General features: G+C 72.5%; 21 protein-coding genes. 14 read left to right on the top strand and 7 right to left on the bottom strand.

Features of this window, described 5'->3' with window-relative positions:
- Positions 1-9: 9 nt before the first annotated feature.
- The 11 genes from ACSNOC_RS10550 (at position 10) to ACSNOC_RS10500 (ending at position 12,759) form a co-directional block, all read left to right on the top strand.
- Positions 10-1,110 (top strand): alcohol dehydrogenase catalytic domain-containing protein, encoded by a 1,101-nt coding sequence (locus ACSNOC_RS10550; RefSeq protein ID WP_436747063.1) that lies wholly within the window; start codon positions 10-12, stop codon positions 1,108-1,110.
- Positions 1,111-1,303: 193 nt separating this feature from the next.
- Positions 1,304-2,443 carry an ABC transporter substrate-binding protein gene (locus ACSNOC_RS10545; protein ID WP_436747062.1) on the top strand — a complete coding sequence of 380 codons (1,140 nt, stop codon included), beginning with the start codon at positions 1,304-1,306 and terminating at the stop codon, positions 2,441-2,443.
- A complete protein-coding gene (locus ACSNOC_RS10540) occupies positions 2,440-4,302 on the top strand; it encodes an ABC transporter permease (RefSeq protein WP_436747061.1) in 1,863 nt (620 codons plus the stop codon). Before ACSNOC_RS10545 ends, ACSNOC_RS10540 begins: the two co-directional genes overlap by 4 nt.
- Positions 4,299-5,417: an ABC transporter ATP-binding protein gene (locus ACSNOC_RS10535; RefSeq protein WP_436747060.1), complete on the top strand. Its 1,119-nt coding sequence runs from the start codon at positions 4,299-4,301 to the stop codon at positions 5,415-5,417. The genes ACSNOC_RS10540 and ACSNOC_RS10535 overlap by 4 nt, the downstream gene beginning before the upstream one ends.
- 41 nt (positions 5,418-5,458) lie before the next feature.
- Positions 5,459-6,421, top strand: coding sequence for a TAXI family TRAP transporter solute-binding subunit (locus ACSNOC_RS10530; protein WP_436747059.1), 963 nt, complete (start codon positions 5,459-5,461; stop codon positions 6,419-6,421).
- Between the two features lie 139 nt (positions 6,422-6,560).
- Positions 6,561-7,520: a TAXI family TRAP transporter solute-binding subunit gene (locus ACSNOC_RS10525; protein ID WP_436747058.1), complete on the top strand. Its 960-nt coding sequence runs from the start codon at positions 6,561-6,563 to the stop codon at positions 7,518-7,520.
- A complete protein-coding gene (locus ACSNOC_RS10520) occupies positions 7,517-8,227 on the top strand; it encodes a class II aldolase/adducin family protein (protein WP_436747057.1) in 711 nt (236 codons plus the stop codon). Before ACSNOC_RS10525 ends, ACSNOC_RS10520 begins: the two co-directional genes overlap by 4 nt.
- Positions 8,228-8,233: 6 nt before the next feature.
- A complete protein-coding gene (locus ACSNOC_RS10515; protein WP_436747056.1) occupies positions 8,234-9,013 on the top strand; it encodes a dienelactone hydrolase family protein in 780 nt (259 codons plus the stop codon).
- An 11-nt stretch (positions 9,014-9,024) separates the two neighbouring features.
- The gene (locus ACSNOC_RS10510) at positions 9,025-10,008 is read left to right on the top strand and encodes a hypothetical protein (RefSeq protein WP_436747055.1); all 984 of its coding nucleotides are present in this window, start codon (positions 9,025-9,027) and stop codon (positions 10,006-10,008) included.
- Positions 10,009-10,063: 55 nt separating this feature from the next.
- The gene (locus ACSNOC_RS10505; protein ID WP_436747054.1) at positions 10,064-11,164 is read left to right on the top strand and encodes an alcohol dehydrogenase catalytic domain-containing protein; all 1,101 of its coding nucleotides are present in this window, start codon (positions 10,064-10,066) and stop codon (positions 11,162-11,164) included.
- On the top strand, positions 11,161-12,759 hold the full coding sequence (locus ACSNOC_RS10500; protein WP_436747053.1) for a bifunctional 3-(3-hydroxy-phenyl)propionate/3-hydroxycinnamic acid hydroxylase: 1,599 nt from the start codon (positions 11,161-11,163) through the stop codon (positions 12,757-12,759). The genes ACSNOC_RS10505 and ACSNOC_RS10500 overlap by 4 nt, the downstream gene beginning before the upstream one ends.
- A 28-nt stretch (positions 12,760-12,787) precedes the next feature.
- On the opposite strand, the gene ACSNOC_RS10495 is transcribed toward ACSNOC_RS10500, so the two are convergent.
- The gene (locus ACSNOC_RS10495) at positions 12,788-13,603 is read right to left on the bottom strand and encodes an IclR family transcriptional regulator (RefSeq protein WP_436747052.1); all 816 of its coding nucleotides are present in this window, start codon (positions 13,601-13,603) and stop codon (positions 12,788-12,790) included.
- A gap of 49 nt (positions 13,604-13,652) precedes the next feature.
- Positions 13,653-14,147, bottom strand: a complete 495-nt coding sequence (locus ACSNOC_RS10490; protein ID WP_436747051.1) for a VOC family protein — start codon at positions 14,145-14,147, stop codon at positions 13,653-13,655.
- Between the two features lie 130 nt (positions 14,148-14,277).
- On the opposite strand from ACSNOC_RS10490, the gene ACSNOC_RS10485 reads away from it, so the two are divergent.
- The 3 genes from ACSNOC_RS10485 (at position 14,278) to ACSNOC_RS10475 (ending at position 19,005) form a co-directional block, all read left to right on the top strand.
- Complete coding sequence (locus ACSNOC_RS10485; RefSeq protein ID WP_436747050.1) at positions 14,278-15,117, top strand: fumarylacetoacetate hydrolase family protein; 840 nt, start codon at positions 14,278-14,280, stop codon at positions 15,115-15,117.
- A gap of 237 nt (positions 15,118-15,354) precedes the next feature.
- The gene (locus ACSNOC_RS10480) at positions 15,355-16,224 is read left to right on the top strand and encodes a HalD/BesD family halogenase (protein WP_436747049.1); all 870 of its coding nucleotides are present in this window, start codon (positions 15,355-15,357) and stop codon (positions 16,222-16,224) included.
- Between the two features lie 72 nt (positions 16,225-16,296).
- The gene (locus tag ACSNOC_RS10475) at positions 16,297-19,005 is read left to right on the top strand and encodes a choline/carnitine O-acyltransferase (protein WP_436747048.1); all 2,709 of its coding nucleotides are present in this window, start codon (positions 16,297-16,299) and stop codon (positions 19,003-19,005) included.
- Between the two features lie 74 nt (positions 19,006-19,079).
- Here ACSNOC_RS10475 and ACSNOC_RS10470 read toward each other — a convergent pair whose 3' ends face one another.
- From ACSNOC_RS10470 to ACSNOC_RS10450, 5 genes are all read right to left on the bottom strand, one after another.
- On the bottom strand, positions 19,080-20,264 hold the full coding sequence (locus ACSNOC_RS10470; protein WP_436747047.1) for a saccharopine dehydrogenase family protein: 1,185 nt from the start codon (positions 20,262-20,264) through the stop codon (positions 19,080-19,082).
- Positions 20,265-20,290: 26 nt separating this feature from the next.
- Positions 20,291-20,824, bottom strand: a complete 534-nt coding sequence (locus ACSNOC_RS10465) for a TerD family protein (RefSeq protein WP_436747046.1) — start codon at positions 20,822-20,824, stop codon at positions 20,291-20,293.
- Positions 20,825-20,943: 119 nt separating this feature from the next.
- Complete coding sequence (locus ACSNOC_RS10460; protein ID WP_436747045.1) at positions 20,944-21,834, bottom strand: hypothetical protein; 891 nt, start codon at positions 21,832-21,834, stop codon at positions 20,944-20,946.
- Positions 21,831-23,150: a methyltransferase domain-containing protein gene (locus ACSNOC_RS10455; protein WP_436747044.1), complete on the bottom strand. Its 1,320-nt coding sequence runs from the start codon at positions 23,148-23,150 to the stop codon at positions 21,831-21,833. Before ACSNOC_RS10455 ends, ACSNOC_RS10460 begins: the two co-directional genes overlap by 4 nt.
- Positions 23,147-24,082: a prenyltransferase/squalene oxidase repeat-containing protein gene (locus tag ACSNOC_RS10450; protein WP_436747043.1), complete on the bottom strand. Its 936-nt coding sequence runs from the start codon at positions 24,080-24,082 to the stop codon at positions 23,147-23,149. The genes ACSNOC_RS10455 and ACSNOC_RS10450 overlap by 4 nt, the downstream gene beginning before the upstream one ends.
- Positions 24,083-24,854 lie beyond the last annotated feature (772 nt).

Genomic DNA, 24,854 nt, shown 5'->3' with positions numbered 1-24,854 from the left:
AGCCGCGCCATGACCCTCATGACCGCCGTCCGCGCCCACCGGGGCGAGAGGGAGCTGCGGCTGGAGAAGATCCCGGTGCCCGCGCCGGGTCCCGGGGACGTGCTCGTCAAGGTCGCCGCCGCCGGCCTGGCGCCGAGCATGATGAAGCTGCTGGCACGCGGCGCGTTCACGCACCTGCCGACCACGCCGGGCCACGAGATCGCCGGCACCGTCGTGGAGGCGGGCGCCGCGGCCGACGGCTCACTGGTCGGCCGCCGGGTCCGGGTGCACCCGATGCTGTCGTGCCGGTCGTGCGTCTACTGCCGCACCGACCGCGAGCAGATGTGCGCCGAGACCGCGATGATCGGGCACGCCGCCTTCGGTACCGGCCCGCTGCGGCTGTACGCCGAATACCACGACGGCGGGCTCGCCGAGTACGTCCGGGTGCCGGACTGGCTGGTCGACCCGCTGCCCGACGCCGTCGGCTTCGAGGTCGGCGCCAAGGTGCACGACCTGGCCAACGCGGTCCGCGCGCTGAAGTGCGCCGCGCTGCCGCTCGGCGGCACCCTCGTCGTCACCGCCGCCACCGGCACCATGGGCGCCGCCACCATCAAGCTGGCCCGCCTCTTCGGCGCCGCCCGGCTGATCCTGGTGGGCCGCTCGGCGGAACGGCTGGCCGATGTCCGGGCCCTCGCCGGTGACCTGCCCGCCGACACCGTCGCCCTCGCCGACCTGGGCGAGGACTGGGAGACCACCGGGGCGCTGACCCGGCGGCTGCACGAGCTGGTGCCCCGGGGCGCGGACGCGGCGGTCGACTTCCTGCCGGACGGCGCGGGCACCGGGCAGACCGCCGCCGCGCTGGCGACCGGCGGGACGCTGGTGCACATGGGCGGCAACCGCGCGCCGTTCCCGTTCCCGCCGCGCGACATCATGCACGCCTGCTGGCGCTTCATCGGCACCCGTGCCTGCACCCGGGTCGACACCGCCGCCGTCCTCGACCTCCTGGGCTCCGGCGCCCTGCGCGCCGACGAGCTGATCACCCACCGCTTCGGGCTCCACGAGGTGAACGAGGCCGTCGCCCTGATGCTCGGCCGCCACGAGCCCATGTGGATGGGGGTCGTCACCCCATGACCCCCTGACGCCTGACCCCTGACCTTCCTTCTCCCCCCTTCATTCCCCTTCCCCGGTTTCCCCGGTCCCGCCACCGTGCGGGCGCCGTCCCCGGGCCCCGGCCCGGCTCCGGCACCCCCTGTTGTCGAACGCCAATTCGAATGAAATCGCATATGTCATGCCCGATGTGAGCCGCGACAGAAGAGAGAGAACCATGAGACGCCGTTCGCACCACCACTGGAGATACGCCACCGCCGCGACCGCCGCCACCGTGGCGATCGCCCTGACCGCCGGCTGCGGTTCCGACTCCGGCGACTCCTCCGGCGCGGACGACGGCCCCTCGGCCGCCGACGCCGCGCAGCAGCGCCTCGCGGACAACCCCGCGCTGGCCGACCTGGTCGCCGCCGCCGAGGAGGAGGGCGCCCTCAACCTCAACTGGGGCCTGCACGGCCAGGGCGCGCTGGACTCCCTGGTCGACGCGTTCCAGGCGGCCTACGGCCTGGACCTGGACGTCACCCTCACACCCGACCAGAACATGCCGGGCAACACCGCCAAGCTCATCCAGGAGCACAACGCGGGCTCCCCGTCCTCCACCGACGCGCTCCTCGGCAACCCCGAGCTGATCCGCAACGCGGCCCAGGCGGGCGCCCTCGCCGAGACCGACTGGGCGGCGGTCGCGCCCTGGACCGAGGGCCTGGCCAGCGACGACAACATGGCGCTCAGCCTGCTGGACCAGATCCCCGGCTTCACCTACAACACCACCCTGCTCAGCGAGGAGGACGTGCCGCGCACCGCCGCGGACGTGCTGGAGATGGACGAGGCCATCGCCAGCACCCCGTACGCCGCGCAGTTCAACGTGCTCGGCGCCGAGGAGGCGATGGGCGTGGACGGCGTGCGGGACTACGTCCGCGCGTTCGAGCCCGAGGGCTACTTCGGCTGCGGGGAGCTGAACCGCGTCGCGTCCGGCGAGTTCGCCGCCCTGTGGATCTCCTGTGGCAAGAACCTCGCGGAGGTCGTCGCCGCCGAGGGCGCCCCGCTGGAGACGGCCGTGCTCCAGGACGCCGCCAGCGTGTCGAGCTGGTACATGGGCATCCCCGCGAACGCCCAGCACCCCAGCGCCGCGACGCTGTTCGCCACCTGGCTGGTCACCCCGGAGGCGCAGGAGATGCTCTACGAGCACGAGTTCGCCGACAACCGCCGGGTCGAGGGCAGCAGGACCGCCGAGGAGATCGCCGCGTACGAGGCGGACGGCGTGACGTTCACCGAGGTCGACTACGAGTTCACCGCCTCCCACCCCGAGCTGTACAACACCGAGTTCAAGGACGAGCTGATCGGGCTGCTGACGACCAAATGACCAGCATCCAGGACCTCCAGAACACCCGGGAGAACCGGGCCGGCACGGGGGCGGTACCGCCCCCGGCCGGCCGGGCCGCCCCGCCCGCGCCCCGCCGCGGCCCGCGCCGCCGCCGGCGGCCCACCGCCACCGGCGTCCTCGCGGCCCTCATCGCCGTGCCCGCCCTGTGCGTCGTCGCCCTGCTGATCCTCGTGACCTACCTGGGCTTCCGGGAGAACGGATCGCCCGACGGCGCCCTCACCCTCGACAACTACACCTCCCTCTTCGGCGACTCCGAGGTGTGGCAGGTGGTGCTCAACACCCTGCTCTACGTCGCCGTCACCCAGGTCGTCGCGCTTCTCCTCGGCACCGCGCTCGCGCTGCTGGTGGAGCGCACCGACTTCGGCTGGGAGCGCACCATCAACACCGCGATGGTGCTGCGCATCCTCATCCCCGGCTTCTTCACCGCGATGGGCTGGATCTTCCTGTTCCACCCGCGCGTCGGGGCCGTCAACCAGTGGCTGATGGAGTGGTTCGGCCTGTCCGAGGGGCCGGTCAACATCACCTCGCTCGTCGGCATGGGCTTCGTCGAGGGCCTCGGCCTGTCCGCCCTGGTCTTCGTCATGGTCTCCAGCAGCCTGCGCACGGTCGACGGCTCGCTGGAGGAGGCCGCCCGCGCCTCGGGCGCCGGCCCCTGGCAGGTGCTGCGCCGGGTGACACTGCCGCTGATCTACCCCAGCATGCTCGGCGCCGGCATCTTCACGGCCACCATCGCCATCTCCTCGCTGGACATCCCGCTGATCATGGGCCTGTCCAACGGCATCCACGTCTTCAGCAGCTACCTGTACGTGGCGACCAACCCGTCGGTCGGCGTCACCGAGTACGGCGTCCCGGCGGCGTTCAGCGGCGTGATGATCCTGCTCGCCATCGGCTTCAGCCTCTGGTACCTGCGCACGCTGAAGTCGGCCCGCAAGTACCAGGTGGTCACCGGCAAGGGCTACCGGCCGGCGCGCCTGCCGCTGGGCCGCTGGCGCTGGGCGGCCCGGCTGTTCGTCGGCGGCTACTTCCTGTGGTCCGCGGTCCTGCCGTTCCTGATGGTGGTGTGGACCTCGCTGCTGCCCTACGTGCAGAAGCCGTCCGCCGAGGCGCTGGAGCACGTCTCCCTGGACAACTACCGGAACCTCGACTGGGACTACGTCCTGCGGGGCCTGGAGACCACCGGCAAGCTGATGCTGCTCGCGCCCACCCTGGCCGTGCTGCTGAGCCTGGCCTTCTCCTGGATCGTGGTCCGCTCGCGCCTGCGCTTCCGCTACCTGTACGACTTCACCGCGTTCCTGCCGCAGGCCGTGCCGCACACCATCTTCGCCTTCAGCGCCATGATCGCCGCGCTGTACTGGACGGACGGCTGGTACGGCCTCTACGGCACGCTGGCGATCCTCGTCATCGTCATGGCCCTGATCCAGGTCGCCTTCGGCACCCGCATGTTCAACGCCGGCCTGGTGCAGATCCACACCGAGCTGGAGGAGGCGGCGGCCATGTCCGGCGCCTCCACCTGGGCCACCGTGCGCCGCGTCACCCTGCCGCTGCTGCGGCCGGTGGCCACCTACACCTGGCTGTGGCTGGCGCTGCTGACCCTGCGCGACCTGACGGTGCCGACCCTGCTCGGCTCGCAGGACACCCTCACCCTCTCCGTGGCCTCCTGGATGCTCTACAACACCGGCCAGGTCGGCGCCTCCTCGGCGGTCACGCTGCTGATGATCCTCTTCATGACCCCGGTCGTCGTGCTGTTCCTCGTCCTCACGCGCGGGCGGTCGGGTGCCGGGGCCACGTCTCTTCCGTCCCAGCCAGCCGCCCCCCTCGAAAAGGAGGACCACTCATGACCGGCACCGCTAGCCGCCCCCTCGCCGTCGAGGGACTGCGCAAGGGTTTCGCCGACCGGGACACCACGGTCATGGCCGTGGACGACGTCAGCTTCGAGCTGAAGGAGGGCGAGCTCTACACGCTGCTCGGGCCCTCCGGCTGCGGCAAGACCTCGACCCTGCGCTCGGTCGCCGGGCTGGAACGGCCGGACGGCGGGCGCGTCGTCATCGACGGCGCCGTCGTCGCGGACCCCGCCGCAGGCACGTTCGTCCCGCCCAACAAGCGCGGCATCGGCATGGTCTTCCAGAGCTACGGCATCTGGCCGCACATGACCGTCTTCGACAACGCCGCGTTCCCGCTCCAGGTGGCCAGGACCAAGACGTCCAAGCGGGAGATGGCCGAGCGGGTCGGCAGCGCGCTGGCCGCGGTGCAGCTCGACAGGTTCGCCGGGCGGATGGCCACCCAGCTCTCCGGCGGCCAGCAGCAGCGGCTGGCACTGGCCCGCGCCCTGGTGCGCCGCCCCAAGCTGCTGCTGCTGGACGAGCCGCTGTCCAACCTGGACGCCAAGCTGCGGCAGGCGATGCGCGCGGAGCTGTCCGCGCTGCAGCGGCAGCTCGGCATCACCACCCTCTACGTCACCCACGACCAGGACGAGGCGCTGAGCATGTCCAGCCGCATCGCCGTGATGTCCGCCGGGCGGATCGTCCAGGAGGGCGCCCCGCGCGACATCTACCAGCGGCCGGCCACCCGCTTCGTGGCCGACTTCGTCGGCACCACCAACTTCCTGGCGGGCACGGTCGCCCGCGCCGGGGGCGACGGCACCCGCATCGGGACGGCTGTCGGCGAGCTGGTCGGGCCCGGCGGGCACGGCGCGAACCCGGGCGACGAGGTGCTGCTGGCCGTGCGGCCCGAGGCCGTCCGGCTCCACCTGTCCGAGCCGGGCCCGGCGGCCAACGTCATCACCGGCGAGGTCGAGCAGGTCATGTTCGTCGGCGAGCGCGTCGACTGCCACGTCCGGGTCGGGGACGACGTGTGGGTCACCCGGCAGGAGGCCCATCTGGCCGCCGCCACCGGCGACCGGGCGTGGCTGGAGCTGCCGGCCGAGTCCCTGTCCCTCATCCCCGGCCGGGACTGAGCCCGCGCCCCCACGCACCAGAGACGAGAGACGAGAGACGCATGCTCACCGACCCGATCGATGTGCGCATCCTCTGCCCCGGCCAGAACTGGATGGCGATCGGCAGCCTGATCGCCAACGGGCTCAACGGCTACTACAGCCGCCTGCCGGAGGGCTCCACGGTGGCGGCCGTCACCGGCTGCCCGCCCGCCGCGCTCGGCATGGACGGCCCGCGCCTGGTCGCGGACGGCTGGTACGACATGGCGATCACCACCCCGGCGTGGAACCTGACCATGGCCCGCGAGGGCAGGGGCCCCTACGCCGAGCCGCTGCCGCTGCGGGCCCTGGCCGTGTTCCCCCACGACGACCGGCTCGCGTTCGCCGTGCGCCGGGAGACCGGCGTCGAGAGCCTGCGCGACATCGCGGAACGGAAGCTGCCGCTGCGGCTGTCCGTGCCGCCGCGCGAGCAGGGCCATCCGGTCACCTGGGTGCTGGACGAGATCCTCGCCCGGTACGGCTTCCTGCCCGAGGACGTCGAGGGCTGGGGCGGCGCGGTGCTGAGGGACCGGCCCCGCAACCAGAACGCGCCGGGCGGAGTGCCGGTCGACCCGACGTTCGACGCCGTGTTCGACGAGGCGGTCATGACGATGCGCTGGCGGCGGATCACCACCGAGTACGCCATGCGCTTCCTGCCGCTGGATCCCGACGTGCTCGCGCACTGCGCGGCCCTGGGCATGCCGCCGGGCGTCCTGGAGCGGGGGCGGCTGCGCGGCATCGACGCCGACGTGCCGACGATCGACTTCTCCGGGTGGGTCCTGTACTGCGCGGAGTCCATGCCGGACGAGCTGGCGTACCTCACCGTGCGCGCCATCGAGGAGCAGCGGGAGACGATCTCCGGCCGCTTCACCGGCCCCACCCCGGCGATGACCAGCCCCCTGGACATGCGCCGCGCGGCGGCCGACGTCCCGGTCCCGCTCCACCCGGGCGCCGAGGCGTACTACCGCGAGGCGGGCCACCTGGCCTAGGCGCGGGCCGCCGGCGCTTGCGCGGGCGGCGCTCGACACCTAGGCTGTTTCATATAACAAGACATGCGTCCTTTATTTCAGGACAAGGGCGCCGGTCGGGGCATGGCAAGACATCAGCAGGACGTCACGAGGAGGCGCGATGACGCACCGTCCGCCGGAGCCGAGGATCGAGCGGTCGCTCACCCTGCATCTGCGGGGCGACTGGGGCTCGGCCAACCTGCATCGCGTCTGCGGCTGGATCTCCCAGGAGCTGACCGACCGCTGCGGCCCGCACACCCGGGTCGCCATCTGGAACAGCCGGGGGTTCTCGGACGCCGTCCGCGCCGTGGGCCGGGGCGAGGTGCACGTCGCCATGACCACCCCCGCCGCGTTCACCACCGCCGCCCTCGACGGGCGGGGCGTCTTCGCGGGCGAGAGCTTCCCCGAGCTGCGCGCGCTGGGCGTCGTGCCGCAGCGCGACCGCCTCGTGGTGGGGGTGCGCAAGACGTTCGGCATCACCACCTTCGCGGAGCTGCGGGACGCCAAGCCCGCCCTGCGGCTGGCCACCTCGGTCCACGACGGGGAGAACTACGTGGGGCTCGCCGCCCACGAGATCCTCACCCGCTCCGGCGTCGACGTCCTCGGCTGGGGCGGCGAACTGCTGGAGGACGAGCGGCCCTTCGAGACCTTCGACCACATGCGGGCGGGCCGCGCGGACGCCGTGGTCCACGAGGCGTACATGCTGCCCGCCTGGCAGGAGTTCGGCGGCGACCTGCACTTCCTGCCCGTCGAGCCGGAGGTGCTGGACGGCCTGTGGCGGGACTTCTCCTGGCCGGCCGCCGACGTGGCCGAGGGACACTTCCCCGGCGCCCCCGCGTTCCGCACGCTGGACTTCTCCGACTTCCTGGTCCTCACCCGTGCCGACCTGGCCGACGACGTGGCCTACGCGATCGCCTGGGTGCTGGGCGAGACCCGGGACGTGCTGGAGCGCCAGTACCGGCACATCCCGGCCGGGCGCAGCCCGGTCACCTACCCGCTGGACCCGGTGACGATGGGCCGCGCCCCCGTCCCGCTGCATCCCGGCGCGGCCCGCTACTACGACGCCCTCCCGCGGCCGTGAACGCGGCGGAGGCCAGGTCGCTGGCCGTCAGCGCGTCCCACGCCCTGGCCGCCGCCGGCCAGGGGGACATGGTGTGGGGGCACGTCGCGGTCCGCGACCCCGAGGGGCGCGGCATCTGGATCAAGGCGCCCGGCTGGGGACTGGAGGAGGTCACCGAGGACCGGCTCCAGCTCGTCTCCTTCGACGCCACCGTCCTGGCCGGGGAGGGCACGCCCCACAAGGAGTGCCACATCCACCTGGAGATCCTGCGCGCCCGGCCCGGGCTGGTGTGCTCCGCGCACACCCACGCCCAGGCCGCCGTGGCGTTCGCCGCCCTCGACACCACCCTGCTGCCGCTCTCCCACGAGGGCGCGCTCTTCGGCGGCGAGGACGTGCCGCGCTTCCGCGACACCGGCGCCCTGGTCAGCACCCCCGCCCTCGGCCGCGCCCTGGCCGGCGCGCTCGGCGACGCCCCGGCCGCCCTGATGCCCAAGCACGGCCTGGTCGCCGCCGGGGCGAGCGTCCCCGCCGCCGTCATGCACGCCGTGCTGCTGGACCGGGCCTGCCGCACCCAGCTCACCACCCTGGCCGCCGGGCCGGCACGGGTGTGGTCCGGCGCCGCCGAGGCCCGCGCCAAGCGTGCCGAGTGCTGGCCCGAGAGCCAGCTCGAGGCGGGCTGGCACTACCTGGTCCGGCGCGCCGCCGCCCGCACCCCGCACCAGCGATGAGGACCGATGAGGACCGATGAGGAAGACGAGGAAGACACCGAGATGAACGACCAGCAGACTGCCGCCCCTTCGGCCGACTGGGTCACTGTCCCCACCGCCGACGGGCCGATGCGCGTCTACGCCGCCCGGCCCCGGGGCACCGCGGACCGGGCCGTGATCGTCCTCCAGGAGGCGTTCGGGGTCAACGACCACATCCAGGACATCGCCCGCCGCTTCGCCGGCCGCGGCTACCTGGCCCTGGCGCCCGACCTGTTCCACCGCAACGGCGTCGGGACCCTCGGCTACGAGCAGCACGCCGAGGCCATGCCGCTGATCGGCGCCATCGGGCCCGACGCCATCGTCACCGACGTCCGCGCCGTCCTCGACCACCTGGCCGCCGCCGAGGGCATCGGGGCGGGGCGCACCGCGATCACCGGCTTCTGCTTCGGCGGCCGGGCCGCGTTCACCGCCGCCACCGCCCTCCCCGGCCTCGCCGCCACCGTGGTCTTCTACGGCCCCGGCATCGCGGCCGGACCGCACGCCGTGCTGGACCGGGCCAAGTCCCTCGACGCGCCCGTCCTGCTGCACGTCGGCGCCGACGACCCGACCATCCCCGGCGAGCAGGTCGAGGCGATCGACGCCGCGCTGACCGGTGCCGGTGCCGACTTCGAGCAGCACGTGTACGCCGGGGCCGGGCACGCGTTCGCCTGCGACGCCCGCCCCCACATGTACCGCGAGGAGCAGGCGAGGACGGCCTGGCAGCGCACGTGGGCGTTCCTCGACCGCCACCTGCCCGCCGCCGCCTGAAGGGAGTTCCCATGGGCACCGTCTCCGAAGTCATCGCGGTGATGGGCGCCGACCAGCCCCTGCACACCGTCGAACGGGACGAGGACCTGCTGCTCGCCGCGCCGCACCCCAGCCCGTTCCCCGTCAGGCTCTGGCGCGACCACGAGCCGCTCACCGTCGTGCACTTCTCCCAGCGGTTCGAGGCCCGGCCGTTCGCCCCGCCGCGCGGTGTGTACGAGAACGACCGGGTCCGCGTCGAGTGGCAGACCATGGACAACCGGCAGCCGTTCTACCACCGCAACAGCGACGTGGACGAGATCTCCTACCAGGTCGCCGGCGAGCGCACCCTGATGACCGAACTCGGCGTCGTGGAGCACCGGCCCGGCGAGTTCTCCCGCCTGCCGCGCGGCGTCGCGCACGACAACTACGGGCGGCGGGAGAGCCACCTCCTCTTCTACACCCCCGCCCCGGTGGCCGAGGAGCGCGAGCCGGAGCGGCTGTCCGAGCCCGTCCTCCCGCCCTTCCCCGGCTGGGAGCCCGGCCCGGTCAACGAGGCGGTGACCCAGTGCATGGGCACCCCCGGCCACGACATCACCGTCTTCCCGGTCGACGAGCGCCGCCTGCTGGAGCGGGCGCACGCCGGGAAGGAGCGGCTGCGGGTGCTGCGCGGCGGGAGCGCGCCCGGCACCACCTGGCTGTACCGCTCCGGCGCGCTGCGGCTGGGCACCGTGCGGCTGGCCGCGTCCGACGGCCGCGTCTACCGCCGCACCCTGGACGCGGACGAGATCCAGTACCAGGTCAGCGGCAGCCGCACCCTCGTCTCGCAGCGCGGCGCCGTCCGGCTGGAGCCCGGCGACTTCGTCCGCGTCCCGCTCGGCCTGGCCCACACCAGCGTCTGCGCGGAGGAGAGCGAGCACATCGTGCTGCTGTCCGACCGCGAGCTGCCGCAGGTCGCGCAGACCTCCCGCACCGCCGAGCCGTGCACGCCGCGGCTGCTCGCCGCCCTGCGCGGCTGACCCCGAGCCGTACCACCACCTTTCGAAGCGTTCCGACACGAGAAGGCGACGCCCTATGACCGCCATGCTGGCCGCCCGAGCCGAACACGGCTCCGCCGAGCTGCACTTGACGAAAATTCCGGTGCCCGAGCCGGGACCCCTGGACGTGCTGGTCAAGGTCGCGTCCGCCGGACTCGCGCCCGGCATGATGCGGCTCCTCGCCCAGGGCGCCTTCAAGCACCTGCCCACCACGCTCGGCCACGAGGCCGCCGGCACCGTCACCGCGGTCGGCTCGGGCGTGACCGGCCTCGCCGTCGGCGACCGGGTACGGGTGCACCCCAACCTCACCTGCCGGTCCTGCCGTTACTGCCGCACCGACCGCGAGATGATGTGCGCGCAGCAGGCGATGATGGGCCACGCCGCGTTCAGCGACGTGGCGATGCCGCTCTACGACGCCTACCACGACGGCGGGCTGGCCGAGTACGTGCGCGTCCCGCACTGGCTGATCGACCCGCTCCCGGCGAACGTCGGCTTCGACGTGGGCGCCAAGGTCCACGACCTGGCGAACGCGGTCCGGGCGCTGAAGTGCGCGGAGCTGCCGCTGGGTTCGACCCTGATCGTCACCGCCGCCACCGGCACCATGGGCACCGCCACCGCCAAGCTGGCCGCCCACTACGGCGTCGCCCGGCTGATTCTCGTCGGACGCAGCGCCGAACGCCTGGCCGCCGTGCGGCACCTGGCCGGGGACGTGCCCACCGAGACCGTCGCCCTGGAGGAGCTGCCCACCGGCTGGGAACAGGACCAGGGCCTGACGCGGGCGCTGCGCCGGTTCGTTCCCGAAGGGGCGGACGCCGTCCTGGACTTCGTGCCGGACGGGCCCGCCACCTACCAGGCGATGGCCGCGCTCGCCACCGGCGGCACGCTGGTCCACATGGGCGGCAACCGGGCGCCGCTGCCGTTCCCGCTGATCGCCCTGATGGTCAACTGCTGGCGGGTGGTGGGCACCCGCTGCTGCACCCGCACCGACGCGCTGGAGGTCCTGAGCCTGCTGGAGCGCGGCGCGCTCGCCGTGGACGAGCTGATCACCCACCGCTTCCCGCTGGCCGCCGCCGACCGGGCCGTGGCCGCGATGCAGAGCCGCACCGAGCCCATCTGGATGGCGGTGGTGAACCCATGACCGGCAGAACCGGGGCCGCCGAGCCGGTGCTCGTGGTGGGCGGCGGCCCGGTCGGGCTGACCGTCGCCAACCTGCTGGCCGCGCGGGGCGTGCGGGTCGTCCTCGTGGAGCGCAATGCCGCCACCAGCGACGAGGCCAAGGCCATCAGCCTGGACGACGAGTCGCTGCGCACCCTCCAGGCCGCCGACCTCGCGGACAAGGTGCTGGAGATCGTCGTCCCCGGCACCGGCACCCGCTACTACGACCGGCGCGGCCGGGTCCTCTTCCACGCCCAGGGCCCCGAACCGTACCGGCTGGGCTACCCGTTCAAGAACCAGTTCGCCCAGCCGGAGCTGGAGCGGGTCCTGCTGGACTCGCTGAAGTCACGGCCCGGGGCCGATGTCCGCTTCTCCACCGAGCTGGTCTCGGTCGCCGAGGACGGCGACGGCGCGACCGCCGGGCTGCGCCCCACCGGCGGCGACACGGTCGAGGAGCTGCGCGTCTCGTGGGTGCTGGCCTGCGACGGGGGCCGCTCCACCGTCCGCGAGCTGCGCGGCATAGACATGACCGGTACCAGCCACCAGGTGGTGTGGCTGGTCGCGGACACCACCGGCGACCACCACGACGAGCGCTACGGCATGCACCGCGGCACCCCCGACCGGCCCACGGTCATCGTGCCGGGCCGGGGTGGCCGCTGCCGGTACGAGTTCCTGCTGCACCCCGGCGAGGGCGAGAAGGGCGTCCGGCCCGGCTTCGAGACCGTCCGCCGCCTGGTGGCGCCCTACCGGTCCCTCACCGAGGAGCAGATCGAGCGCTGCACCACCTACACGTTCAACGCGGTGATCGCGGACCGCTGGCGCGACGGGCGCTGCCTGCTGCTGGGCGACGCCGCCCACATGATGCCGCCGTTCGCCGGGCAGGGACTCAACTCCGGTGTCCGGGACGCCGCGAACCTCGCCTGGAAGATCGACGAGGTGTGGCACGGCCGCGCCGGGGACCGGCTCCTGGACACCTACGAGGCCGAGCGCCGTCCGCACGCCACCGCCATGGTCCGCTTCTCCGAGCGGCTCGGGGACATCGTGATGACGACTAGGCGGCACCGGGCCCTGGCCCGTGACCTGGCCGCCCGCGCCCTGCTCCTGACCCCGCCGGGCCGCCGCTACCTCACGGAGATGCGGTTCCGGCCGCACGCCCGGCACACGGCCGGACTGGTCTTCGGCGACCACCCCCTGACGGGCACGCAGCTCCCGCAGCCGCGCGTCCTGGTGCCGCCCAGCCTGCGGCCCCGGCGGCTGGACGACGTGCTCGGCCACGGGCTGGTGCTGCTCGGCGTCGACGTCCCGGACGCGGCGTGGCGGCGGCTCGGCGCGGACCCCTGGCGCGACGCGACCTGGCCGATCCGCAAGGTCGACGTGTGCCTCGGGGACCGGCTGCCCCGCCCCGCCGCCGGCCGGCACGCCGTGGCCGACGCGGACGGCAGGCTGGAGGAGGCACTGGGCGCCGCCAGGAACCGGTTCGTCCTCGTCAAGCCCGACCGCTACATCGCCGCCGTCATGGGCCCGGACGAACTCGCGACGGTGGGCGCCGCCCTGCGGGCCCGGCTGACCCGGGACTGACGGTGCTCCCGTGCGGCCGGGGACGGGCTCAGCCGGCCGCGCGGGCGGCGTCGCGCAGCCGCTCCGACAGCTCGGCCGCCGCCTCGCGCACCGCGGTCACGAAGCCGGGCAGCTCCTCGTCGGGGACCCGGTGGGCGAGGGCGGCGACGCTGAGCGCGGCGACGACGCGGCCCTCCTCGCCGCGCACCGGCGCCGCGACGCCGATGACGTCGGGGTCCAGCTCGCCGCGGCCGACCGCGTGGCCCTGCTCGCGGATGCCGGCCAGCCGCTCCCGCAGCTCGCCGGGGTCGGTGAGGGTGGCGCCGGTGAAGCGGGGGAGCGGCCCGGCGAGCAACGCGTCCAGTTCACCGGCGGGGGCCCAGGCCAGCAGGACGAGGGCGGCGGCACCGGCGTTGACGGGCAGCACCTGGCCGCGCTCGTAGCTCAGGCGCAGGGTGTGGCCGGCCTCCTCGCGCTCCAGGCACACGATGTCGGGCCCGGCGCGGCGGGTGAGCAGCACGGGATGCCCGGTGCGCCGCACGAGGTCGCGCATGACGGGCCGGGCGGGTGCGGAGAGGCCGACGCCCTTGCGGGCGAGGCGGGCGAGGTCGAGAACGCGCGGGCCGAGCCGGAAGCCGGGCGCGCCGTCCTCGTTCTCCGTCAGGAAGCCGCCCACGGTGAGGCTCTGGAGATAGCGGTAGGTCGTGGAGCGGGCGACGCCGAGGTGCGCGGCGACCTCGGTGGCGGTGAGCACCGGCCGGTCGTCGGCGAAGAGCAGGAGGATGTCCAGGGCGCGGTCGGCGGTGGAGTTGCGCCCGCGATACCCCTGGTTCGTTCCCGAATACCGGGCTGTCGCTCCTGACATGCGAGAAAGATACCAGGGGTGCGGGCGTCGCTCCCGGCCCGTGCCGGGACTACTGAACGGGCTGGTAGGCGGAGCCGCCGTCGGTGAGCAGGCGCTCGGCCTCGGCGTAGATCTCCTCGGGGGACTTGCCGAAGTCGAGGGACTTGCGGAAGGGCTGGCGCACGTCCCGCTCGACGCGCAGATAGACCTCGTTGCGGTTGCCCTCGGGGTCGAAGAAGTAGATGCCGAAGGCGTTGCCGTGGGTGACCTCCTGCTGGACCTTCACGCCCTCCTCCTCGAACGTCCGGTGGAAGGCGCGGAGGTCGTCCAGCGAGGCCACCCGCCAGGAGATCTGGTGCTGCTGCTTGTCACCGATCGCGGCCGTGCGGCCCTTCTGGAGCACGAACTCGTGGTGCTCCTCCTCCGGGCGGGCGCTGAAGAAGACGATGCCCAGCTCCTCGTCCTCGTCGGTGACCGTCAGGCCGAGGAGGCGCTCGTAGAAGTCCCTCATCGTCGGCAGGTCGTACACCCACAGGCCGGTGTGGCCCAGTCCGGTGATCGCCATGTGGCTCTCCTTGGCGGCTCGGTTGTGTCTCGATAAGCAGGACGTCTATCCTGTATAACGACACAAGGGTACGATCGGCCGCGACAGCAGTCAATGAGCGGGCGGCCATGAGAGAAGAGGTGCGTGTTCCATGCGACTTGCGACGCTGCGCGTCCCGGGCGGTACCTGTGCGGCGCGTCTGGAGGGGGAGGAGTACGTGCCGCTGCCGTACCGCGACCTGGGCGCCCTGCTGGCCGTGGGGGAGGGATGGCGGACGGTGGCGCCGGCGCAGGGCGCGCGGCCCGTCCCGGTGGGCGAGGCCGTGCACGCGACCCTGGTCCCGCACCCGAACAAGATCATCTGCCTCGGGCTCAACTACGCGTCCCACATCAAGGAGATGGGCCGCGACACCCCGCGGTACCCGACGCTGTTCGCCAAGTACGACGGCTCGCTGATCGGCGCGACCGACCCGATCGCCCTGCCCGTGGTCAGCGACCGCGTGGACTGGGAGGCCGAGCTGGGCTTCGTCGTCGGCCGCCCGGCCCGCCACGTGCCCAAGGAGGAGGCCCTCGACCACGTCGCCGGCTACACCGTCGTCAACGACGTGACGGTCCGCGACTACCAGCGCCGGACCCGGGAGTTCCTCTCCGGCAAGACCTTCGAGGCCACCACCCCGGTCGGCCCGGTCCTGGTCACCCCCGACGAACTCGGCCCCGGAGAGCCGGACCTGGAGATCCGCTGCGAGGTCGACGGCGAGGTGATGCAGCGATCCCGCACCTCCGACCTGCTGTTCGGGATCGCGGACATCCTCTCCTACGTCAGCGACATCATCACCCTGCGCCCCGGCGACCTCGTCTGCACCGGCACCCCCGGCGGCGTCGGCGACGGCCGCGACCCCAAGGTCTACCTGAAGCCCGGCCAGACCCTCCGCACCGTCGTCGAGGGCATCGGGGAGCTGAGCAACGTGTGCGTTCCCGAGCGCGTGGCCTGACCGAGAAGACTCCCCGGCCGGTCCCGCCCTGACCCGGCCGGGGTCCTCGGCATCCGCGTGTGCCCCTCAGTGGCGTGTGTCACAAATGGCTTAACGGCGCTGAGATGAGGGCCATAAATGTGCTAAATCCCTTTCAGCTTCGCCGCTTGCCCCGCATCGGCGCGGAAGACTGGGATCGCCGAGTCGGCTGGGACGCCCCGGCCCGGTCCGGTGAGCCGGCACGTGGAGAGGATCCTGATGAGCACAGCGGAAGCCCGGACGGCGGAACTGGCGGTCGACACCGACCGATATCCCCTGTCCGAGCCGGAAAGCGCCGAGTGGAAGTCCGTGGTTTCCCGCGCCCGGCACGAACTGCGAAGCTCCGGATGCAGCGTTCTGCCCGACTTCATTCGCCCCGCCCGCCAGGAGGCATTGCGGCGGGAATGTGCGGAAATCGCCCCCGACGCACATGACGATGTCGAAACGGTCAACGCCTACAACATCGACATCGACACCCCGCTCCCCGAGGACCACCCCGGCCGCCTCACCACCCGGCGCGGCAACGCCTTCGTCGCCCGCGACCGCGTCCCGGCCGACGCGATCATCCACCAGCTCTACACCAGCGCCCTGTTCAAGCGCTTCATCGCCGACTGCTTCGAGCTGCCCGCCCTCCACGAGCTGGCCGACCCCCTGTCCGGCCTGGTCCTCAACGTCGTCCGGCCCGGCATGGAACACCCGTGGCACTTCGACACCAACGAGTTCACGGTGAGCATGCTCACCCAGGAACCGGAGGACGGCGGGGTCTTCGAGTACTGTCCGAACATCCGGTCCGCCCACGCGGAGAACTTCGACGACGTCCGCGCCGTCCTCACCGGCGCCGGCGACCACCTCGTCCGCCGCCTCACGCTGCGCCCGGGGGACCTCCAGCTCTTCAAGGGCCGTTACGCGCTCCACCGCGTCAGCACGGTGAAAGGCGAACGGGCCCGGCACACCGCCATTTTCGCGTACAGCGAGCGCCCCGGCGTCATCGGCAGCGTCGCGCGCACCAAACAGCTTTTCGGCCGCGTTCTCCCCGAACACCTCGCCGCCGAGAAAAAGGCCGTACGAGTCGATCAGCTACTGGATTAGAGAACCGATCGGGCGACCCCCTGAAAGGCCGCCCTCGACCCCCCACTCTCTGTTCCAGGAGGAGCACGACCCGTGGATTTCGACGCGACCGGAAAAATACAGCTCGACCACATCTACACGCAGCCCGACCCCCGCGCCTACTTCTCGACCCTGAAGACGCTCGACTATTGCATTCCCCAGCTCGCCAAGCCGTATTTCTCGGATCTCATCGAACGCTACCGGGAATCCACGGGAGTGACGACCCCCGCCGTCCTGGACGTCGGCTGTTCCTACGGCATCAACGCGGCGCTGCTGAAATGCGACGCCACCATGGACGAGCTCTACGAGCGCTACGGCACCCCCGAGGCCGCCGAGCGCACCCGCAGCGCGCTGCTCGGCCGTGACCTGGAGCTGATCAGGACCCGCGAACGCCCCGCGTACGCCCGGTTCACGGGCCTGGACACCTCGCTCCCCGCCCTGTCCTACGCGCTGTCCGCCGGTTTCCTCGACGCCGCCGTCCACGCCGACCTCGAAGCGGACGAGCCGACCGACCGCCAGCGCGAACAGTTCGCCGAGGCCGATCTCATCCTCTCCACCGGCTGCATCGGCTATGTCACCGACAAGACCATCTCCCGGATCGTCAGCGCCCAGGGCGAGCGCAAGCCCTGGATGGCGCACTTCGTCCTGCGGATGTTCCCATTCGAACCGATCGGCGAGACCCTGGCCGAGGCCGGATACGAGACCGTACGGCTCGAACGCGTATTCAAACAGCGGAGGTTCGCCTCCCCCGACGAGCAGGCGCTCGTCCTGGACACGCTGTCGACCGTCGGAGTCGATCCCCGGGAACTGGAAACCGACGGCTGGCTCTACGCTCAGCTCTACATCTCCCGGCCACGGGGCACGAACGGTAACGAGGTCTTCGACCTCGCCGCCGCCGAGCGATCGACCAGGTCCCTCACACCACCCACAACGAGGCTGAAATTGAACAGTAGTCAAGAGCCGTCCGCCCGCACCTTCGGCAATGAGGACAGTCTGCCGCGGGTGCCCCTGCCGACGCTGGAGGAAAGCTGTGAGCGGTTCATCGAATGGTGCTCGCCGCTGCTGACCCCGGACGAGCTGGCGGAGACCGAGAGCGCGGTCGCCTCGTTCCTCCGGCCCGACAGCCCGGCGCGCACCCTGCAGGCCGCGCTGGAGCGGTACGACGCCACCGAGGGCGTGCACAGCTGGCTGGACACCTTCTGGCCGTCCCGCTACCTCGGCCGCCGCGACCGCATCGCGCTCAACGCCAACTTCTTCTTCCTCTTCAAGGACTCCGACCAGGGGCAGATCGACCGGGCGGCCGGCCTCGTGGCGGCGGCCGTCCACTTCAAGCTCCAGCTGGACGAGGAGCGCGTCCCGCCCCTCGTGCAGCGCGGCCAGCCCCTGTCCATGGAGCAGAACAAGTACCTGTTCTCGGCCACCCGCATCCCCGGCGCCGAGCAGGACACCGTCCGCGTGCCCTACACCGACGAGTGGCCCGGCCCGTCGCAGGCCCGCCACATCGTCGTCTTCTTCCGGGGGAACATGTTCCGCCTGGACGTGCTCGGCCCGGACGGCGTCCCCCACTCGCTGGAGGACCTCACCGCGGGCCTGCGCGCCGTCGTCAAGTCCGGTGCCGAGCGCGCCGCGACCGACACCTCCGTCGGGCACCTGACCACCAAGGCCCGCGCCGAATGGGCGGCCAGCCGGCAGGCGCTGCTCGCCGCCGACCCGGCCAACGCGGCCCGGCTGGACGACGTCGAGACCGCGCTGTTCTGCGTCTGCCTGGAGGACTTCGCGCCGCAGGACACCCTGGAGGCGTGCGACCACCTGCTGCACGGCGACAGCGGCAACCGGTGGTTCGACAAGGCCGTGTCCCTGATCGTCTTCGAGGACGGCCGGGCCGGCATCAACATCGAGCACTGCGGCCTCGACGGCACCACCATCCTCAGCTTCGTGGACGCCCTGCTGGGCACGCCCGCCGAGGAGCAGTCCCGGGCCTCCGGCGCCCGGTCCCAGGGCCTGCCCGCCGTCGAGCCCATCGAGTTCGTCCTGGACGACGCGCTGCGCGCGGACATCCAGGGCGCCGCCGACGCGTTCGCCGCCTACGGCGCCGCGACCGCCACCGCCACCGTGTCGTTCGAGGACTTCGGACAGGCGCGGGCCAAGCAGCTGAAGATATCGCCGGACGCCTTCGTGCAGATGGCCTACCAGTTGGCCCACAAGCGGGCCAAGGGCATCACCGGCGCCACCTACGAGTCCATCGCCACCCGCCACTGGCGGCGCGGGCGCACCGAGGCCATGCGCGTCGTCACGCCCGAGGTGCTGGACTTCGTGGCCGCCATGGAGGACCCGGCGGCGGACACCGCCGCGCGGCGGGCCGCGTTCCGCGCCGCCGCCGAGAAGCACGTGGCGCGCGCCAAGGAGTGCCAGGCCGGCGAGGCGCCCGAGCAGCACCTGTGGGAGCTCCAGCTCATCCAGAAGCGGCGCGGCGCCGAACTGGGCGTCACCGAGCCGCTCGCGCTCTACGACACCCCCGGCTGGACCGTCATGCGCGACGACTACCTGAGCACCAGCTCGGCGCCGTCCGTCAACATCCAGTATTTCGGCTTCGGTTCGACCAGCAGCAAGTGCATCGGCGTCGCGTACGTGCTGCTGCCCGACCGGTTCAACCTCTACCTCAGCACGCCGCTGCCGGTGGCCGAGCAGATGTTCACCTTCGCCGAGCAGTTGCGCACGGCGGTCGGTGAGCTGCAGGAACTGCTCGCCTCCGAGTCCGCCTAGTCCCCCCGATCCACGGTTCGTTCCGCGAGCCCTGGGGCCGGCCCCGCACCGGGGCCGGCCCCGTCGCGTGCGGGTCAGGCGGCGGCGTTCTCGCGGACGCGGAACGTGATGCCCGCCGCCATCAGCCGCCACGTCAGGGCGTCGCCCATGGCGGCGGCCGTGGTGACCTGTCCGGCGGTCGCGGGCAGGTCGTCGAAGGCCAGGCACAGCGCCGACTCCGCCAGCATCTTGGCGGTCTCGCCGTACCCCGGGTCACCGCCCGACACCTCGGTGATCACGCGCCGGCCGCCGCCCTCGCCGAGCAGGAACACCTTGAACCACGCCTTCGCCCGCTGCCGCTCCGTCGGGCCCTCGCCGGACGCCTTCAGGCCCAGCAGCCAGTCGCGGGCGGGCGGCAGCTGGGACAGCCCCACCAGCCCCAGCGTCCCGCCCACGAGACCCAGCGCCACCGGCAGCGTGCGGACCGCGATGTTGTGCCCGTAGGAGAACTCCGGGCCGTACCGCTCCAGCGCGCGGGCCGAGCGCAGCACCACCTGCGGGTCGATCGTCGGCGCCGGCAGCGCCCAGGCGCCGACCCGCCGGTCGAAGCGCGGCTTGCCGGGCAGCCCCCGCACCACACGCCCCTCGGGCCTGACCTCGGCCGCCCGGCGCTCCCGCGCGGTCCGCGCGCTCTGCCGCAGCCGCGAGAACGCGGTGATCGCCGAGTGGTAGGTGCCCGCGGAGAACGTGCCGGACGCCCGGACGAAGCCCTCCACGGTCAGCGGCACCGCCGCCGGGAGCCGGTTGACCGTGTACAGCACGCCCAGGTCGTAGGGAATCGAGTCGAACCCGCAGGCGTGCACCAGCCGCGCGCCGCTGGCCACCGCCGTCGCGTGGTGGCGCAGATAGGTCCGGTCGACGAACTCCGGCTCCCCGGTCAGGTCCACGTAGTCCGTCCCGGCCGCCGCGCACGCCGCCACCAGCGGGTCGCCGTGGACCAGGTACGGGCCGACCGTGGTGACCACCACCCGCGCGGACTCCGCGACCGCCCGCAGCGACGCCGGATCGGTGACGTCCGCCGTCAGCAGGTCCAGCTCGCCCAGCGCCGGATCGGCGGCGGCCAGCCGCGCCCGGACGGCGGCCAGCTTCTCCGCGTTCCGCCCGGCGAGCGCCCAGCGGGCCCCGGCCGGCGCGTGCCGCGCCAGATACTCGGCGGTGAGCCCACCGGTGAAGCCGGTGGCCCCGAACAGGACGATGTCATACGCGCGGTCCTCAGCCATGCCGACAGATTACTGGCACGTAAACGTCAGGCGGCGGGGCGTCCCATCAGCGCGGCGAACGTCCGGGGGTCGGCGTCGTCGAAGCCGCGCACCGACTTCCGGAACGTCCACGCGCCCGTCTCGTCGCGGGTGAACTCCGCGACGGTCGCCGCCGTCGCCCAGGACACGGACGCGAAGTCGTCCTGGCCCAGCTCGTCGTAGCCCTCCGCGATCCGCACCAGCGTGCGCGGGATCTGCCCGAACGTCTTGTGCCCGTCGCGCTGCTGGATGGCCACGCCCACGACCACGCGCGCGTAGCGCGGGTCCAGCCGCTGGAACTCGAAGACCATCACCTCGTCGAAGCCGAGGCCCTGGCCGGTGTGGCTGTCCCGGCTGAGGGTGATCGTGCCGTCCGGGGAGCGGCTGTCGAAGTACACCAGATAGGCGGGGTCGCCGTGCGGGGCGTCCGCCAGGTAGGTCGCGGCGATGATGTCCAGGTCGTGGTCCGGCTCGCCGATCGGGCTGGCATCCCACTTGAGCGACACGGTGGTCTTGGCGAGGCCCTTGTTGGGACCGCTCATCACGTCTCCTTCGTGGAACCGGCTGCCGGACGCGGGCCCGCGACGCAACGACCGCGCCCCGGACCCGTGTTGTCCATGGTGCCACGATCGGCACAGGCCCCGGGCCCCCGGGCGGGCGCTCAGCCGAAGCGGAAGGCCGCGGCGCGGGACTGGAGAGCCCGGACCGTGTCCTCGCCCAGCAGGGTCGCGGCCCGCGCCAGCTCGCCGGGGAGCGTGCCGCCGGTGTGCAGGGGGACATCGGTGTTGAACGACACCGGCACGCCGCGCTCCACCAGCTCGCGCACGGGGTGGGCGGCGAGCGAGTCCACCGCGCCCAGGGCCAGGTTGGAGGTGAGCGACACCTCCACCAGGACGCCCTCCGCCGCCAGGCGGGCCGTCAGGGCGCGGCTGGTCACGGCGGCCAGGCCGTGCCCGATGCGGCGGGCGCCCAGATCGTCCAGCGCGCGCCAGACGTCGTCGGCCGTGCCGAACTCACCGGCGTGGACGGACGCGGGCAGCCCGGCCGCCCCGGCCGCGGCGAACAGCGCCTTGAAGGGGGCGACATCGGGATGGGTCAGCTCGTCACCGGCCAGGTCCAGGCCGACGAATGCCGGCGGCAGCGCGCGGGCGGCGTCGGCGAACTCCTCGGTGAAGTCCTGGGGACTGTCCCGGTTGATCAGCAGAATCGCCCGGACCGCGGGCCGTTCGAGTCCGGCCAGCGTCGCGTGGACGGTGCGGCAGACGTCCGCCCAGGACGCGCCGTCCGTCAGGAGGCGCCGCGGGGAGACGCGGACCTCGACGTAGTCGGCGCCCTCGGCGCGCTGCTCGGCGTGCAGGTCGAGCAGGAAGCGCCGCACATCGGCCGGCGTCACCGCGAGGCGGTCGCCGCCGCCCACCCGGTGTGCCGCGAAGAACTCCTCCTTCGACCGCGGCGCTCGCCCGGGCACGCCGAGCAGTCGTCGCTTGCGCTGCTCCGGCTCCAGGTGGAGGTGGAGATGAGGAAGGCGGGGGAGGCGGGCGCGTGGTGTCATACCCGCTTCCGTAGCAGGAGCTTGAGCCAGCGCTGCTGCCTGTCCCCCGAATCGGGCGCGTCCTCGGCCCAGGTCCGTACGACGTCGACCCCGGCCCGGCGGGTGTGGTCGAGGAGTTCGTCGCGCTGGTAGTAGAAGAAGTGGCGGCGGAACGGCAGCCCGCCAGCGAAGGGTTCGGCCGACCGGCCGCTGCCCTCCTTGACCGAGACCTGGGCCAGCCCGTCGTCGGTGAGGACCCGGGCGAACTCTCCCAGCGCGCGGATCAGCTGGTGCGGCGGCAGGTGCAGGAGCACGGCCGAGCACCAGATCGCGCCGACGGACGCGTCGGCGAGCGGCAGGTCCCGGACATCGCCCGCGACCCTGCGTACCCCGGCCCGCGGGGGCGCCGCCCGGAGCAGCGGCAGGCAGGCGTCGAGCGCGATGACCTCCCGGCCGCCGGCGGCGAACGAGGCCGCGTCGCGCCCCGCGCCGGCCCCGGCGTCCAGGATCGTTCCCCGGGTGGCGCGGGACAGCTCCTTGATCTCCACGGGAAGGGTCGAGACCAGGGGGAAGTCACGGGTGCGGGCCGCGTAGACCGCGCTGGCTCCGCTGTAGGCGAGCACCGTCTCGCGGATGAGACACTCGTCCTCCTCCTCGTCGTCGACCCGCAGCACCTCGGCCGTGGCGCGGGCGTTCTCGATGAAGGGGAAGGCTCCCCAGTCCCACAGGTCCGGTTCGCCCAGCTCGGCCGCCCACTGACGGCGTGCGTACTGTGACGGCAGTTGGGGGTCAGCCACGATGAATCCCTCCTGGGGCGCCGTGGCGCTCAGGTAGTAGTTCCGGTGCCGCCGGGCGAGCTCCCTCAAGGAGGTCAGCGAGGTGATCCTCCTGCTGCCCGGCGGGGTGAATGAGGCTTGAGCGGCCGTGCGGGGGAGGGGAAACACATGGACGTGCGCGTGGACGATGCAGGAGCCGCGCCGCCCTGACGCGACTCCGGACGAGCCGTGCTCCACGAGCACGGACGCGAGCCCCAGCCTCCGTCGCACGCGCTCGGCGACGCGCCAGGCGAGATCGAAGACGCGGGACATGTCGCGGGGACCGAGTTCGCCGAGGCTGGCGACATGCTCGTGCGGAATGACGAGGGCATATCCGGGAGTGAGCGCTCCCAGACCGGCCAGCACATCCGCGACCGAGGTGCGCAGGATGAGCCGGGAGAAGGCCTCGCCCGGTGCCGTGCCCGGCGCCGGACTGCCGGAACCCGTGATCGCATATCCGTGGGAATCCACCTCCTCGCACAATTCGCACGGGACATCCCTGGACATGATGTCCGCCGTCATGGAGACCCCCCTCCGGGTGTTGTAGCAGATTTCCGGTCCCACAGGTACTGGAAGAGCATGAGCAGTACGGGAATGATCAGTGCCATCAGGAATTCGATCACGGAAAGATGGCCCGTGATCAGGAAGGCGCCCGGAATGCCTGCGGTGACGAGCGAGATCAGCCACAGCACCAGGGCGACCCACCGGGTCCTGGCCCAGTCCGTGACGGCGTTCCTGATCAGCAGGCTCCTGGTGACATTCCGCCCGGCCCCGGCGTCCTGCATGATCGCGCATCCGGGAAAGAGCAGGGTGGCTCTGGAACGGGGCGAGGAGAGAATCGCTCTGCGGGCCAGGGACAGGGCGGAGACGAACGGCCAGATGGCCCACACCGAGGGTCGCGTCGGGCTGCGCGGAAGCTCCCAGTGCCCGCCGTCGAGCTGCGTCTCCACGATTCCGTCGATCGCCTCGAATATCTTCTTGTCGAGCGGATCACGCACGCCCGAATAGAGGATGGCAGTGAGGGCCATCGGCCCTGCGAAATGCGGCAGAGAATTCTGGAAGACGAACGTGGAATGGCCGTCGTCGTACGGGACGTCGTATTCCTCGACCGTCGTGCTGCGTTCGACGTGGACGCCCGGCTCGATGTTCTCCAGCAGCCATTCGGCGGTGTTCTTCATGGTGTTGACGCTCAGCGCGCCGGGGATCCGCGACAGCGCCATGAGCGCGGCACTCGTGTGCAGCACGGTCGGCTCGGCCCCGGGGAGCGGCCCCCAGGCGGGCAGCTGCGGGCTCTGCGCGTCGATCAGCCACCGCTGGGCGTTGGTGACCGCCTCCTTGTCCCCGTAGCACTCCTGGAGGGCGAGCATGCTGATGGCCGTGAGGAAGACCCGCGACGGCTGGCCGGCGTGCGACCCCCACCCGAAGTCCACGTTCTGGTTGGCCTTGAGCCACATGACCCCGCGCCCCATCCGTCGCTGCCGAGCGCGCCCAGCCGCGGACGGCTCATCGCCCGCACGACCCAGGCGGTGGCCTCCGTGATGGGGAAGCCATTGGTCGTCCGCACCGACCAGCCCCCGTCGCGGGGGTCGGCCGACCGCTTCTGCTGGCTCAGCAGGTACCGCAGCACGTCCGGGGTGCGCTCGAACGTCGCTCCGGTGAGGCTGAAGGTGAACAGCCCGACGGCCGACGCCGTGACCCCCGGGTGCGGATCGTCCAGGTAGTGGTACCAGCCGGCCGCGTCCTCGACGGACCGGAAGGACCGTCGCAGGCAGGTGTGCGCCCGGTCGATGGCCTGGGTGATGGCGGTGCCTGATAACTCGGCCGTTGAGTGCACCATGGGAACGCATCCCCTCCGGGATGAACGGAGCGTCGGACAATCGAGTGGTGCGATTGCGCGCCCTGCCACGTGCCGTCTGATCGGCAGGCCACATCCCGTCAGCTCGGGCGGCACGAACAGTATGCCCGTAACGGCCCAGCGGGATACGTGTTTCCGGCGGCGGACAAAGCCGTGCCCACAACGGGCACGGGAGGAGACGGATGGTGCGAAGGGTCTCGCGTACACGCGGCGGTGACGCCGGGCCCCACCGTCCGGGCCGGTGCGGGCGTGGACGGTGAGGCGCGGTCCGAGGGGCGCCGGCTACGAGTAGGTGTAGTCGGACAGCGGGAAGCGGCCGGCTTCGCGGAGGGTGGCGAGGGTGGGGGTCGCACGCCGGCCAGCCGTCGCGG

This window comes from Streptomyces sp. URMC 129, assembly GCF_051386415.1.
Classification (GTDB): Bacteria; Actinomycetota; Actinomycetes; order Streptomycetales; family Streptomycetaceae; genus Streptomyces.
The sequence above is the reverse complement of the archived record's forward strand: the minus strand, read 5'-3'. Positions and strand labels throughout refer to the sequence as shown.